The sequence below is a fragment of the Bremerella sp. P1 genome, from assembly GCF_028748185.1.
Classification (GTDB): domain Bacteria; phylum Planctomycetota; class Planctomycetia; order Pirellulales; family Pirellulaceae; genus Bremerella.
Genome location: NZ_CP118164.1, coordinates 3,604,700 through 3,619,964 on the forward strand (window position 1 = coordinate 3,604,700; position 15,265 = coordinate 3,619,964).

A 15,265-nucleotide genomic window follows, 5' to 3' on the forward strand; every position below is an offset into this window, starting at 1 on the left:
TTGGTGCTTTCAGACTTTTGGCTACTCAGACCGATAGGTCTGATCATGCTCGTCAAGTAATTAGGCTGGCTAAAGATCTGAACAAGTCATTAGCATACAAAACAAATGAGCATTGGGGGAGTTGGGGTGGTAAGTAAAACTAGATATTCGCCAAAACTGATAATTCGATGCATCAAAAACGGCTAGGTTAGCCGCTTTCCTGCTGTGATTCGTCGCTCGAGTCCGATTCTTGTTTTTGTTTTAGGCGAGCTTGTATCTGACCTGCCACCGGAGATGCTTGCGTTTGCTGCTGGGGAGGAACGACAACACCACAACTAACGATGAACTGAAACGCCTGATCCAGGGTGATATTCAATTCGATCGTTTCGCTCTTCTTGGCGTTGATGGTAAAACCCGTTGCCGGCATCGGTGAGGTCGGAATGAGAATCGTAACGACTGGTTCACCGGCTTTGTCTTTAATATCAAGCATGCTCTCGCTGGTAACGAAACCAAGCGACCACATCCCCTTGCGTGGATACTCAACCGCAACCACGCGGGTGAATTGAATTTCTTGTTCGTTTAATAAAAAGTCTGTGACTTGCTTCACCGAACCATAGACATTTCGAATGATTGGCAATCGCTGCATCACGTGCCGCTCGGAAGCGTTCCAGATCATCCGGCCTAAGCCCCCTGCCAGGAATTTTCCGGTGAAATAAAGGGCTAGCAACAAGACGGCCAAAAGGGACGGAATCGTCAGCTCGCGTTTCAGCCAGCGATATTGCACGTACTGTTCATACACGCCATATCCTGATGCAGGCATTGGTTGGTCATGAACGTGCTCGTACACGAAGTTGTAGATCTTTTCGGGGACCCACTGCCCGTTGGCTGTCTTGCGATAGATCTTCGAGTCGTACTCGGCCCGCGTTTCTTCTGGAGCGACATTCGGCAGGTCACGATGAACGTCCTGGATAAACCAAACGATGGTCGTTCGGGCAGTCGTTTCAATCGGAACGAGTATGTAGTTTTGGATCGTGGAGAAGATCCAAATGAAGATGACGATCGTCAATAGCGGAGGCGCAGCGATCGCCAGGCCGCGGAGAACCGCGCGGCGAAACGTATAGAATCCGCTCACGGTTTTCGGATCGGTCTTGGTTACTTCATTGGCCATGGGGGGATACCTTGTCGGCTCGTTTACTAACGAGACATCTTTCAGGACCGGGGAAAGGCCATCCTTGCTAAGGGAATTCCTGCGCTGATAACGGCACTCGCCCGAATGTCGGGAGGATGTCCTCCTTCTTGCTTCGATCCTTTCTACGCGAAGAAAATAGTCAATCCCGTTGTATTTTCATGAAATTTGCCGGTATTGTCTGCTTAAACGTTAAGGTACTGGGGAGTGGAACGCGCCACGATTGCCACGCGGATTTCCGAAGCCCCTGCCTTGCGAAGAATGCGGGCAAGCTCAACCAAGGTTGCTCCCGTCGTCATAATGTCGTCGACCAGCACAATCGGACGATCTGGCACGACCACACCCTGAACAGCAAACGCATTTCGGACATTTTTCTTTCTGGCGGTGATTGGCAACTCGCTTTGCTTGGCCATCGAACGCTGGCAGGTGACCAGCTTACGGTATGACCAGCCTGTCTTCCGGGCAAAGGACTTCGCCAAGATTGCGGCCGTATCGGTGCCGCGTCGAATACGCCGTGTCCAATGCATGGGCACCGGCACAATCCACGGCTGGGCGGCCGGGTGGCTCTCCAGACCACTCGTAAGAAGTTGCCCCAAATCCCAGGCAGAAGCCGTGCCACGGTTACTTTTCGCCGAAAGAACAGCTTCGCGCAGTAAACCGTCGTAGTTGCCGACCGAGGTAATTTCTTCGAATGGAAGCTTCAGGTGGTGGCAGGCCGGGCAATCTTCCGACGGCAGAGCGTTCTCATGCGATAGCACTGCTGAGCAGCGGACGCACTTCTTGGCCTTGGCTTGCTCCTGCTCACACGTCGGGCAGAGGACTTTGGGGTTTCGATAGTCAACGACATCGTCACGGCAAAGACAGCAACAGCCGGGAAGCAAGAGGCCTGACAGAGACCGCCCGAAGCTGCGAACCGTGCTTGAGATGGCCCCCTGAGACATGGAATTTTGAACTCGCAGCGTCGTAAATAAGGACGGGAAGTCGGTCACGGTCAGCTGATTTTATCCGCTTTGCGAGGCCCATCGTCAAACGAAACAGGACATTTCGTCTTTGGAGATTGATCCAAAATCGGTATAAATCCCCTCCATCTATACTTTGCCCGTGCTAGCAATCCGGCCGGAAGGCCCTACCTATGTTGCTGATCGACCGATACCTACTGATTCAGTTTCTCAAGTCGTTTCTGATATTCTTTATCAGTTTCACGGGGCTGTTCATCGTGATCGACTCGTTCAACAACCTCGACGAGTTCCTCAAGTACGGCGATCAAACCGGCAGCACATTTGGCGTTCTGTGGGATTACTACAGCCCTCGCGTGTTTACCTTCTTTGGAATGACCAGCGGGATCCTGACCTTGATCTCGGCCATGTTCACGGTGACCTGGATTCAGCGGCACAATGAAATGACGGCCCTGATGGCGGCAGGCATCTCTCAGGCTCGTATCGTGCGGCCTGTCATTATCGCCGTGATCGTGATCGCCATCTTAGGTGTGCTGAACCGAGAACTGCTGATTCCGCATTACATGGATCGTTTGACGCGCAATGCTCAGGATTGGCTCGGCGAATCGAAGAAGACCTTTCAGCCGAAGTTCGATAACCGCACCGGCGTCCTTTTGAATGGTGCCGCGACGGTTGCCAGCGATTCGCGGATTGAGTCCCCCAATTTTCGGCTGGATCAAAACTACGAAGGAATCGGCAACCAGATCAATGGCGAGAACGCTTTCTACCAAGCCGCCAATGAAAATCATCCCAGTGGGTTTCTGATTGAGAACCTGTCCAGACCGGCCACGACGGAAGGAGTCGCTTCGGTCGACTTCGAGGGGACACCGCTGGTGCTCATGCCCGCAGATAACGACTGGCTCGAGCCCAACCAGTGCTTCCTGGTGACCGAATTGACCTTCGAGCAGCTAACGGCCAGTAGCCAATGGCGCGACTATGCCTCGACGTACGATCTGATCGCTACGCTCAGCAATCGCAGCCTCGATGTTGGTGCCGACGTCCGTACCGAGATTCATAGCCGCATCGTGCAGCCCTTCCTCGATATCACGCTGCTCTTTCTAGGGCTGCCGATCGTTCTGCGAAAAGAGAACCGCAACATCTTCATTGCAATCGGCTATTGCCTACTGCTGGTGATGTGCTTTTATGCGGTCACGTTGGTCTGCAAGGCCATGGGGTCGACCTCGTGGATTCGCCCCACGTCCCTGGCGGCATTCATTCCGCTAATTATCTTCGTACCGATCGCCACAGCCATGGCGGCACCACTTCGCGATTAGGCGAAGCAGTGCCATCGGCTTGGACGATTAGAACTTGAAGTTCTTGATGCCGCCCTTGACGTCATTGCGGTAGAACCGATCGAGGTTCCGGCGTTGTTCTTGTTGAATCATGCCGTTACCCGATTGAATCCCTTCCAGCAATTCCTGCTTGGCATCCATCTGGTTCATCGGAGCCGCTTGTTGCTGCCCTTGCTGTTGCTGAGAGTACTTGCGGCGATTCATTTCCTCGGCGGTAAGAGCCAAGTCGGTCGTGCCGCGGAAGAACGCATACTCTCCTTTTTGAGCCTGGGCGATTACCGTGCTGCGTCCACGAATGCCATCCCCGATGAAGATTCCACGAAGGTCCGTGTCACCGGAAACGAATTCGGAGTTACTCGTGCCGATGACTTTGACATGGACGTCATCGACGTACGTGTCCTTCATCTTGTTCTTCACCGTAACACGAACACGTCCCGATACCTGGTCTTCGTTGACGTCGAGCTTCAAGGGACTGATCAAGACCAGGCCGCTGGCGTGCAGGTTATCTGCCCGAGCGACGATCAGGTAGGCCCCTTCTTCGTTCAATGGAAGCGGAACGTCCTTCTGCTTGTCCTGGTAGTCCTTGCCGTCGCCAAGCTCGATGGTCGTTTCATGCAGAGGCTGAATGCCTGCGAGGTTGATCGTCGTGATCTTTTGCAGGTTTCGTTGCAGCAAGCCAAACTTCATGAGATCAATGCGGTAGACCTTGATTTCGCAGTCTTTCACGTTGCGATAATCGAGTTCCAGGTGCACCTTTTCGTCCGGCAGGAAGCTCGTTACTTCCTCGAGCGAGATCGCCTGGCGCGTGAAGTAGTTAATGGCCTGAGCCGCATCGACGAAGCGATCTTTCACTTCCGTGTAGTTGGCAATCGCCTTGGCGGCTTCATTCAGCGAATGATGAATCTGCCCCATGATGTAAATCGCTCGCCAGCGGTTCTGAGCGGCGACACTATTCGAGTTTCGCTGCGAGGCCGGCACGCTCTGGGCGACCTTGTCGGACATCTCCAGGGCTTGCTTTGGTTCGCTCAGTGCGAAATGACAGAACGCCGTCAGGTACCAATAGCTGCTCAAGTGGTCGCTCTTGGGATAGCGCTCGGTGTACTTGTCGCACAGTTTGATCGTCTGATCATACTGTTCGAGCTCGGTCATGCCCGAGGCCAACGCGAACGCGGCTTCATCCGCCGAAGGATCTTCGGGATGCGTCGTCAGGAACTGCTCGAGCATTTGCAGCGATTTCTTCAGGAAGTGAACCTTCGTGAGTTTCAGGTTCTTCCCTTCTCGCGACGCCGCCGCCTGGGCTGCGTTGCCGTACACGTCTGTTGCCAAAGCGTATTCAGCAATTGCCGTGTACGATTCCTGGGGCGAATTCTTCAGCAGGTCTTCCATTACCTTGATACTGCGAATGACTTCCCCTTGATCGACCAGGAAACCAGCCACTTGGCTTTCCACCATGAAATTGGCTTCGACGGTCGCTCGGAAGACGAGATAACTCCGTTCGTACTCGCCCAGTTCGTTGTAGGCGTCACCCACCTTTAACAGCTTGGCGAAGGAGATTTGTTCGTTCGGGAACTTCTCGATCAGCAGTTCAAAGAACTTGACCGCTTCGGCCGAATGATCGGCTTGAAGATGAATGTCAAACAGCATCTTGGTCGTTTCGCGGAACGGATTGTTGTCGAGCGACCAGTTGCTGAACAGTTCGGTGAGGTTGGCCTCGGCACCAGCGAGATCTCCCTTCTCGAACTTGCGACGTCCCAGTTCGTACAGTTCTTGCGGCGTGAGACGGTACTTGTCGCCACTCTCTTCGCCACTGGCGAGAACCTTAAGCGACTTCGACTCTCCTACGGCCAGGCTTTCAGGACGATACACATCTTGGGCCAGCGTAGGACCAGTGTAGTATTCGCCAGGCTGAATGCCGACCAGTTCATAGTTGAGATATCGCGAGCCACGGCTTGGGCCGAGGTAGAACAAGATGTAGCCTGGATGGATCTCGTAGCGTTCGAAGTTTCCGTTAATAGAACTTGGATCCACGGTCGTCCCAGCTGGAATTGGCTCGGTTACGACCAGGTATTCCATCTGCTGTTCTTCTTCATCATTTCGCACGTTGCTGCGATAGATGTTGACGCGTACCTGACCTCGTTCGCCGGAAGGCAACTCGGTGAGTTCATTTCGGAACGACTGGTAGCTACCACTGACCACGCCGAAACCGCGAGGGATTTCTTCGCCGTCGAAACGCAGCGGGGCTGGGTCGTAGTAGCGGCGGACATACCAACGCGAGGTATTCGACTGAAGCTTATCCAGCGGAACATCCGCCGAGAGTTCGCAGCGATAGGTGAACTCAGCACGGCCGGTCAATTGAAAACGCACGGTCTCCTGCTTATCGCGTTTCAGGAAGTCGGCAGGAATCTCAACCGTCTGCGTGAGGCTCTTCGCGTCGATCTTCAGGGTCTTAATCTCTTTGTCATTGACCAGGATCGCCAGCTGATATTCTTCGGCAGGCAACTCTTGACCAGAGGTCCAGCCGCAAATGGCCATCATGGCTGGGCCGGTCGCTTTGTCCGGATGCCAACGATGTCCACTACGAGCCTGCAGAACGTCCTTGGCCACCTTGGTCATCTCGGGCGACTTCGGCTGGGTTGCCAGCACGCACAACGCATACAAGGCCTTCGACTCAACAGCCGAACTGTTCCACCCTGAGATGCCCTGCTGACCGATCTTGTTCTTGACCAGGTCCGTCAACTCACGGGCCGTATCGTTCCGATTCATCTCGGCAAAGGTAAGTGCCAGGTAGGCACAGCCTGAAGCGGTCAGCGACTGGCGATTGCGATGCAATTGGTTAGCCAACGAGAAGTCGCCTGCATCGGCAATCGTCAACGCATGCAGCAGGGTGGCCTTGCTGTCGTAGTCGCCGACTGGCAACTTAGGAATCTCGTTCTTGATTGCATGGACCGTCTTCTGGATCAGGTCGGGATCAACCCGATGCCCTGCCTTGCGAGCGGCGGCCAAGGCCCAAAGAGCCCGAGCCGTCGAGTAACGGTTGGTTCCCGACTGCGAGCCGCTCCAGCTGAAGCCACCATTGTCGTTTTGCATCACGATCAACGATGCGATCGCGGCATCGACTTTCGACTTCACAGTATCGAGCGAAGGGCCGCCTTGGTCGGGGCTTTGCTTCAGCAAGTTTTCCAAAGCGATGCCAGCGAGGATATCGCTCGTCAGCGTATCGATCGGTGTGACTGCGATGGGGGCACAACGATAAATGGGAATCACCGGAGGATCCAGCACGCTGAGTAGGTCAGATCGGACGTTGGGACCGATCACGATATCGAGCATTGGGTTTTCCCAAGGCATTCCTTCGGGATACTTGACCACGGCCGTCATATCACTGGTCGCCTGACCGGCGGCAGAGCGGACAATCCGATAGCTGCGGTGGCGAATCGGTACGGACTGACGCTTCACGTCCGCCATGTCGCCCGATCGAACTTCCAAGCGGAATTCGGCCACGGCCGGATCGGCACTCTTCACCGACGCCGGATCGAGCTCTAGTGGAATGAGGAGATCCTTCTCCGTCTCATCCTTGAATTCGATCGTTTTCTTTTGGGTAACTTTCTTCTCACCGATGCTGATTTCGAGGGCGAGTTCAACCTTGGCTGGCTTGCCATTGGTTTTGAAGACCCGTACCGGAATCTGGATCGTGTCACCACTTTGCAGTGCCATGGGCAACGTCAGGTCAGCAAACAGCGGCTTGGCGACCGTTAGTTCCGCTTCAGCTTCGCCGGCCAAGGTTTCGACGGTGATGCCTTTGGATAGCAGTTTCCACGTGGTGGAATTAGGAGGAAGCGTGATGTCAACGCTGGCCAGCCCTTTCTCGTCGGTGACGAGGTTAGGTGCCCAGAAGGCGGTTTCCTGAGGTGGTAGGCCCGGCAAGAGAAGATCGCCATTCTTCTCGGCTTCGTCGATTAACTTCATCAAAGCCTTGTTGGCGACTTTGCCGTCTTCCAGCTGAATGGCACGATTCGAGTAGCGACCTCGCGCATCGAGAACCTGCACGCCAAGATTGGCATTCCCCTTGGAATCGAAGTACCAACTGCGATCTTGGAAGGTCGACATGTCGTCCCAACGCACGTCTTTGGCGGCCCAACCCAGTTGTTGTTCGCCCAGTTGGAAGTCGTACATCGATTGCTGATCAGCGATAAATTTCTTGCCAGCTTCTTTTTCTCGCCCACTGGCCAATTGCCGCCGTTTCATTTGCGCAAGTTCTGGTACGCCCTGTGGCATTGCTGGAGCAGCATTCGGCACCGGTTCTCCAGGGCGTCCTGCCATGCCACCGAATCCTCCACTGCCTCCAAAACCACCACCAGCGTAACCTCCGAAGTTACTATTGGTGCCATAATCATCGGCTTCGGCATCTGCAGGGACACCGAATGGATCAGGTGCGGCACCATCAAAGTCACGCATACCGGATCGATTGAAATCGCTCAGTTCGAGACGAATTTCCTCGACCGCTTCCAGACGCTCCTCTTCCGCTAACAGTTGCTCGTCAATCTGTTCGGTCGCTGGCTGGTAGTGGAAGTCGATGCTGGACGTTGCCCGCATCGCGAAGACGCGTGGATTGCCTTGCCAGAAGTGACTTGGCTTGGGCCAGCTGGGCGGGAACTGATCGAGCAGGCTCTTTTCGACCAGCGCCAGGCTTAGTTCCGCGGGAAGCGGATTGCCGAGGGCATCGGTTGTCTTGAGCTCGGCTTTCACCGTATCGCCAGGCTGGGCATTCTTCGGCAGCTTCAATTGAATTCGCAGATCGCGTTCAACCTGGAAGACACTCTCGGCGGTATGGAACCGGATGGGGGCCTCCGCGTCGTCAGCCTTGATGTTCTTCTTCACATCGGTCATCGCGGCAATCGCGAGTTGGAAGTTCGGGGCCAGGAACGTATCGACGTCGAACTTCAGAGCATTCTTGCCAGACTTCAGTTCCACCAGGCGATAGTCGAGTATCTTGGAACCCTCGAACGTCACCAGGGCCATCGTTGGTTCGCCACGCCAGTGGACATCGATCGAGGCTTTCTCGCCCGACTTCAGCAGATGCTTGTCGGCCAAGATGTGCAGACGAATCCGATCGTTTTCGTCCGAGATGTTCACCGCGGTCTGGGCTGAGATATCGTGCTTGAAGCGATCGACGCCGGTGAAACGTAGGACATAGCGTCCCCCTTTCTCCAAGGTCAACGTATGTCGAGCTTCCCCTTTGTCGTTTGACTTCAGCTCATGCTTCGAGACGAGCACCTCCTGAGCACGGCCAGGCTGATCATCGGCCAGCCGCATTACCGAAAGCGTCAGATCGGTTTCCAGTGGTTCCCCTTCCAGGTCTTTGACGCTGGCGGAAACATCAAACGATTCGCCGCTCAAGTACGTGTCGCGAACGATTGAGGCATTGATCGTGAAGCCAACAGCCGAGATGAACACGCTCTTCGCCGTCGAGGCGTTCTCGCTGGGCATTCGGGCCTGAATCTGCACGACCTTGGAATCTCGCAGATCGCGTGTTGGCAATTCGAATTCGACTTGGCCCTTGTTGTTGGTCTGGGCGTCGATCTGTTTACCATCCAGGAAGTACTGCAGATTGCGTTTGATGACCGGATCGCCGTGGTAGTACTTCGCGGTGATCGTTCCTTTGACGACCTCGCCGCGGTAATAGACGTCTTCTTCCGTTTCAATTTCCAGGAAGATGCGTGGCAGCTGGAACTCGGCGACCTGGAAGTTGCCGTAGTAAGCCTCGTCTTTGTTCTTAACCGACTTCATCACCACTTGGTAAGAACCGACCGGCGACTGACCAGGCAGCAGCAAATGCCCGCCTGCGGAACCAAAGTCGGAAAGCTTCACCTCCCGATAAAGCAGCGAACGGCCGCGTGGGTCGAGCACTTCCAGTTGGTAGGTGTCTCCCGCAGGAACCGTGTAGCGGTCGTCTTTCACGTGACGAATAATGCCGCGAACGTGCACGAGTTGACCGGGGCGATACGCCGGGCGATCAGTGTAAAGATAACCGCGTCTTTCGAGACCTCGAGCGACATCAAGTCCGCTGAGGTTCACGATGTTGGCAGCCGAATGCCCCTCGATAACACCCAGTACGCGGATATCGCCTGAGCCGTGAAGCTCATCGCGGCTTGCCCGAAAAACGCCATCTTCGCCGGTGGTTGCCTCGGCGAAGACCTCGCTGCCGTTGGACATCAACAGGCGAACATCAGCCCAAGGCTTACCGGTCTTCATATTCTGAGCGTAGACAAACACCTCGTCACGCGAGCTTTTAACGATCATGTCCAGATCGCTTTGCAGCACGACGGTTGTGGATTCCTTCGTATCGCCCGTGACGGTGACGGCGACGACACCTGCTTCGGCGACCTTATCGCCATCTTTCTCACCCGGCATCGGGATTGGGATCTCGACATTGTGTGTGTCGAGGCGGTACTTCTCGTACTCGGGCACTTCAAACGTGAAGCTCTCAGCCGGATCGATCAACGCGATGTCGAGGCTTTCGATGCCGCCGGTCGTTTGCATCTTGCGGAAGTAGGTTTCCAGATCGATCGGATAGATCTGTACGGTTACCTTTTCGAGGTTCCGTGTCTTCAGCTGAATCGAAGGCTTCTGGTTCGAGCGAAACTTACGAAGCGTCGCGAGTTCCAACTGTTCGCCGGTCAGCAAAGTGATACGCTGCTGCGCCTGCGATGCGAAAGGGGTCCCGGCAAGTTCTTTATACAGTTCAATTGCTTCGGCAAGCTTCTCTAGCTTTTGCTCGGTGGTGAGTGCGATGTTGTACTTCGCTTGGGCTGCAATCTGCGATCCAGGAAACTTACTGGCCAATTGCTCCCAGGCTGAAATCGCTTCAGACCAGTTTTCTTCTCGATGGAAGCTTTCGCCAATACGGAACTGGATCTGCTGCGAACGCGAATCGACCGGGTACTTCACCAGGAATTCACGCCAGAGCTTGCGAGCTTCGTCGTAGTTCTCTTCGGCGTAGGCGAACTCGGCCTTCTGGTACTGCGTGTTGATAATCCGCTGCTGGGCTTCGCTCCACTTCGAGTGGGTGGGGTGCTTCGAAAGGTACTCGCTCCAGGCAGCGATCGCTTCGTCGAATTTATGTTGCTGGGCGTAGATCGAACCAAGTAAGAACCGGGCATCTGCGTAGGCATCGGTACTGGCGTACTGCTCGATCTTCAGGAACGACTGCAGTGCGTTGACCGCGTCATCACCACGACCGCGACTCGAGAAAGCACGTGCGAGTTGGAAGTGTGCTTCCGGAACGCTTTCATGTTCGGGGTACTTGGCCAAATACTCTTCCAAGGCTGCGACACCAAGTTCCAAGTCTTGTTCGGAAGGGGGATTGGGAAAGCTGTAGGTCTCGGCCAAGCGAAATGCTGCTTTCGGGAGCAGTTTGGAATCTTCCCCTTCGTGCAGTGCCAGCAGGTCTTCCCAAGTCTTGCGGGCTGCGGCGTGTTGGCCTGCCGCGAGATAGAGGTCACCCAGTTCGTAACGAGCGGTCAGTTGGATCGGACGATCGGTGCTCTTGGCAACCAGATTCGCATAGACGTTGATCGCATCGCCATGACGCCCGAGGTGCTTCTGACTTCGCGCGATCTGAAGGTTGATTTTGTCGCGTGTTTTCGGCTTTGGTCCGACCTCGAGGGCCTTTTGATAGAACTGTAACGCCTTGGAGTATTCGTTGTTGTCTTTGGTTTCCTCGCCGCACTCGTAGGCAACGCTGGCAAGGTTGAGGTAGATCTCGGCGACTTCTTCTTTGCGGTCGAGCGAGAGGAGATAGCGAGCCTGTTCACGATAAGCCACCTCGGCACTGCGATAATCGCCCCGGCGTGCATGGGCTAAACCTATGGCAAACTTAGCTTTACGCGACCATTTCGACTCTGGAAACCGCTTTAGCTGTTCTTCGAAGACGCGCACGGCATCTTGATACTTGCCTGCGAAATGCAGCGCTCGGCCTTTGAGGTAGAGCAACTGCTCTTTGTCGCCCCCATCTTTGGCCAGATCCGCGTCGATCAGCTGGATTGCTTCGTCGTAATTGCGATCCTGCAAGGCATCACGAATGGCGGTCGGTGCCAGGACGTAAAGCGTTTGGTCAACCTTGGTTACGTCCTCAATGTCCCCTTCTGCGGCTGTCGCGATGATTGGGAGGCAGAGGGCAAATACGAAACTCCACGCCAGCGGTCGAAATAGCGGCAACATCAGAGAAGTCCCCGGGGCTAAAGGATAGAAGAGTGTCGCGACTAGGTTCTTTATCTCAGACATAGACGAATTGGGCCAGGAAATGGTTTTCGTCGTTTTTGATGGCAACGTCGTCGGTTGGTCTACCTCATTTCTAGGTCATAAGTAGCGAAGTAGCAATGTTTTAATGCAATCTGCAGAGGGGCTTTGCCGCCCCTTTCCATGGCCGGGTCGTCAAGAAAATCGATCTTTTGCCTGCAGCATAACGCCGCTAAGATTCACCCCCACTCTGACCAGACGGGGGTCTGGATGCATGGATGCGAATAGGGGTTTGGACCATGTCCAATAACGAAAAGCACGCTAAGAACTCGCCATCACGTTTTAGCTACTGGGAAACGGTTTCGCTTAGTCTGTTCCTCTTAGCGATTATCTTGGGCTGTGCTCAAGATAAGGGGGAACAAGAGGTCGCGTCAGGCGACCCGGATGACACTCCATACGTTGAACCGTCCATTCCAGCCGATGCCGCACCGGTCCAAGATCCGGCTCAACCGCCCCAGCAGCAGCCATTCAATATAGAGATCGTCGAACCACAGATGGTTCCAGAAGGGACTGCGCCGCAGCCTAAGCCAGATGTTGAGTTCGGATATTCCGATCCAATCGAAACCGGTCCCCTGCCGCAATATACTCCGCGGAGCCTGTCTCCACAGGCCCCAGGTAGTTCTCCGAAAATTCGTCGAGGTCCTGCCTCGGAGGACGTTCCGTTTCCGCAGCCCAAATCTCTTCCGATGGAGATGCAGCAGCCGTACGGTATCGAAGCTCCCCTGGAGCAGCCCCGCATGATGGAAGCACCTGGCGAGATGCAGCCCATGGTTGCGGAGGCCCAGCCTGAACCGGTGCAGGTGGAAGCCATGCAGATGGAAGCGGAAAGTGAAGATCCATTTGACGTCGTCGAAGTGTTTTACGGGACCGACCGCGCGCCGATGATCTGGCCCGGCGGTGTGCTGCCTCATAAGTTCCATGCCCTGCTGCCAGCGATCACGTGCGTCATCTTGGGCATTGCGGTCGCGCTGCTGCTTACCAAATTCAAGCAGTACGTCATCGCGGGACTGACCATGGTGGTTGCCGTCAGCGGAGCCGTCGTTGTCGGGCAGGAAGGTTGGGTGCAGTACCACAAATATGACCGCTTCCTCTCCAGTGACTCCGTTGTTTACGGCAAAGAGCAAGGCGACCTGCAGCTGGGTACCTGTAAGGTCAGCATTCCTAAGTCGCATCAGGCAGGTCAGCTTGAATCTCCTTCGGTCATCCACTTTGAATTCGAGGAGAAGCCTGAAGAGCACGTCATGTTGATGGAAGTGAAATCAAAAGAGGAGCAGGAATTCTTTGATATGCTCAAACTGCGTGTCGAAGAGTCTCCCAACCGCGACCTGCTGATCTTCATCCACGGCTACAACGTGACTTTTGAAGATGCGGCCAGACGAACGGCTCAGATCGCGCATGACTTAGACTTCCAAGGCGCTCCGGTCTTCTTCAGCTGGCCCTCGCAGGGAGAACTGCTCGGTTACGTCACTGATCGTGGTAACTCGTTTTGGACAGCTTCCCACCTGAAAGAGTTCTTGCTGAAAGTCCATCAACACAGTGGCGCCCAGTCGGTGCACCTGATCGCCCACAGCATGGGGAACCGTGCGTTTGGTGCCGCGGTGGAATCTTTGGCTCAGGACCTTCAGCAGAATCAGAAGATCTTCAATGAAGTCATTCTGGCAGCCCCCGACGTTGACGCTCGTGTCTTCAAAGAAAAGATCGCGCCCAACCTGACCGGCTTGGCCCAGCACGTGACATTGTACGCTTCTCAGAACGACATGGCCCTGATGGCCTCTCGTGCGGTCAATGGCTATCCACGAGCCGGCGATGTTGGTGCGAACATCCTGATTCTCAACGGCATCGACACCATCGATGTTACGAAGATCGATACCAGCTTGATGGGGCACGCCTACTACGGTGACAACACGACGGTCATCAGCGATATCTACGCGCTGATGCAAAATGCTCGGATGCCAACGCAGCGCCAGTGGCTGCGAGATATCTCCAGCCCAGGCGGCATGTATTGGTACTTCGACCCGCAGTACAACAATGCGGTGACTCGAACGCCTTCGAGCCCACCGCTGCGGTAGCCAGTTGGGTACCGTCGCCACCCGAGACTTCTTGGTCGCTCGTTTCCCCGGTATCTGCTGATAGCCGCCTTGAAGCAAGATCTACGAGGTGAAAAAATGTGTATAGAGTTTGACGAAATGCACTGGCGGTTCTCGCCTCACCAAGAGAAACATTATGACCCTTGGGCCTCGGGTTGAACGACAATTCGAACGAAATGCCAGTCACGACGGATGGCGATCGGTTCGGAGTTTGGGGTGATGAGTACTTCTCTATTGGGTGTGCCTGCCCGTAGATCGATTGCCTTGGTCGTACAAACGGCGACCGAGTGGAGCCGCGAAGTCTTGCGCGGCGTGGCCGATTATGCCGGCGAACAAGGAGGCTGGGACTGCTTCATCGAGCCGCATGGATTCTGGGATACCTTGCAACTGCCGCGTGATTGGAAAGGGCATGGCGTCATTGGACGGTTAACCAACCCGGGTCTCGTGCGAGGAATTGCCCGACGGAAGATCCCGTGCGTAAACGTATCCTGGACGCGTCAGCACTCTCAGCGTTATCCGAATGTCGTGTCCGATCAGCGTGCCTGTGGTCATATGGCCGCCCAGCATTTCCTCGATCGGGGCTTCCGCAATATTGCCTATATCGGTCCCGCTCCGCATATGCCGTATGGAACGGTGCTGGAAGATGCCATTCGCGAGAAGGCCGATGCGGACGAGGCCAGGCTGCACGTCTTTTCCTACGGCAAACAAGAGACGCAGTCGCGCGAGCACGGCATTCGCTCCAACGAGCACCTCTTGCGTAAGTGGTTACTCGAGTTGCCCAAGCCGGTGGGCGTCATCACCTGGAGTGCCATGATTGGGCGGGCCGTGATGACGCAGTGCGCCAATGCGACAATAGAAGTGCCGGACGATGTAGCGATCTTGGGTATCGAGGACGATGCACTGATGTCGGCGCTTGCCCCGGTCGAACTATCAAGCCTGGATCAGGCAGGGCGTACGGTCGGTTATCTGGCAGCCGAATTGTTAGACCGAATGATTCAAGGCGAGCCAGCTCCCGAGCACCCGATCGAGATTCCTCCCCGCGGCGTGTTGGCAAGGAAGTCATCCGATGCGACCGGTTTTCAAGATGAGGTGGTCGCCGAAGCGATCAAATTCATCCGTGACAACGCCTCTCGACCGATTCGCATTCACGACATCGAAAAGGCAATCAATGTCTCGCGGCGTGTGCTGGAAAACCGCTTCGAGCGGACCGTCGGCCGATCGCCGGCAATCATCCTTCGTCGTGTTCGCTTGGAACGCGCCGCCGTGCTGCTACGAGATACGGAGCTGGCCATCCCAGAGATCGCCTACCAGTGTGGCTTTAATCACACCGAGTCGTTCATCCGCAGTTTCAAACGAACCATGGGAGACGTGCCGAGCCAATATCGTCGGCAGAATCGACGTAGCGAGTATCACAAAGAGCGGTAGGAATGA

Annotated in this window: 6 protein-coding genes; 3 read left to right on the plus strand and 3 right to left on the minus strand. The window is 55.2% G+C overall.

All coding sequences use genetic code 11. The features are described from left to right. Window positions 1-187: 187 nt before the first annotated feature. Together PSR63_RS15160 and PSR63_RS15165 are read right to left on the minus strand one after the other, a co-directional pair. Window positions 188-1,147: a DUF502 domain-containing protein gene (locus tag PSR63_RS15160; protein WP_274326517.1), complete on the minus strand. Its 960-nt coding sequence runs from the start codon at window positions 1,145-1,147 to the stop codon at window positions 188-190. 203 nt (window positions 1,148-1,350) lie between these two features. After that, on the minus strand, window positions 1,351-2,106 hold the full coding sequence (locus tag PSR63_RS15165) for a ComF family protein (protein ID WP_274326518.1): 756 nt from the start codon (window positions 2,104-2,106) through the stop codon (window positions 1,351-1,353). A 191-nt stretch (window positions 2,107-2,297) separates the two neighbouring features. Between PSR63_RS15165 and PSR63_RS15170 the strand changes: the two genes are divergently transcribed. After that, window positions 2,298-3,434, plus strand: coding sequence for an LptF/LptG family permease (locus PSR63_RS15170; protein WP_274326519.1), 1,137 nt, complete (start codon window positions 2,298-2,300; stop codon window positions 3,432-3,434). Window positions 3,435-3,461: 27 nt separating this feature from the next. On the opposite strand, the gene PSR63_RS15175 is transcribed toward PSR63_RS15170, so the two are convergent. Beyond that, complete coding sequence (locus PSR63_RS15175; RefSeq protein WP_274326520.1) at window positions 3,462-11,669, minus strand: DUF6340 family protein; 8,208 nt, start codon at window positions 11,667-11,669, stop codon at window positions 3,462-3,464. A 317-nt stretch (window positions 11,670-11,986) separates the two neighbouring features. Here PSR63_RS15175 and PSR63_RS15180 point away from each other — a divergent pair, with 317 nt between their 5' ends. Both PSR63_RS15180 and PSR63_RS15185 read left to right on the plus strand, forming a co-directional pair. Beyond that, window positions 11,987-13,816 (plus strand): alpha/beta hydrolase, encoded by a 1,830-nt coding sequence (locus PSR63_RS15180; protein WP_274326521.1) that lies wholly within the window; start codon window positions 11,987-11,989, stop codon window positions 13,814-13,816. A 237-nt stretch (window positions 13,817-14,053) separates the two neighbouring features. Next, the gene (locus tag PSR63_RS15185; protein WP_274326522.1) at window positions 14,054-15,259 is read left to right on the plus strand and encodes a XylR family transcriptional regulator; all 1,206 of its coding nucleotides are present in this window, start codon (window positions 14,054-14,056) and stop codon (window positions 15,257-15,259) included. Window positions 15,260-15,265 lie beyond the last annotated feature (6 nt).

Bases quoted from the DNA above. Each gene is read 5' to 3' on its own strand.
- PSR63_RS15185 (WP_274326522.1), top strand. From the start codon at position 14,054: ATGAGTACTTCTCTATTGGGTGTGCCTGCCCGTAGATCGATTGCCTTG.
- PSR63_RS15165 (WP_274326518.1), bottom strand. From the start codon at position 2,106: ATGTCTCAGGGGGCCATCTCAAGCACGGTTCGCAGCTTCGGGCGGTCT.
- PSR63_RS15160 (WP_274326517.1), bottom strand. From the start codon at position 1,147: ATGGCCAATGAAGTAACCAAGACCGATCCGAAAACCGTGAGCGGATTC.
- PSR63_RS15175 (WP_274326520.1), bottom strand. From the start codon at position 11,669: ATGTTGCCGCTATTTCGACCGCTGGCGTGGAGTTTCGTATTTGCCCTC.
- PSR63_RS15180 (WP_274326521.1), top strand. From the start codon at position 11,987: ATGTCCAATAACGAAAAGCACGCTAAGAACTCGCCATCACGTTTTAGC.
- PSR63_RS15170 (WP_274326519.1), top strand. From the start codon at position 2,298: ATGTTGCTGATCGACCGATACCTACTGATTCAGTTTCTCAAGTCGTTT.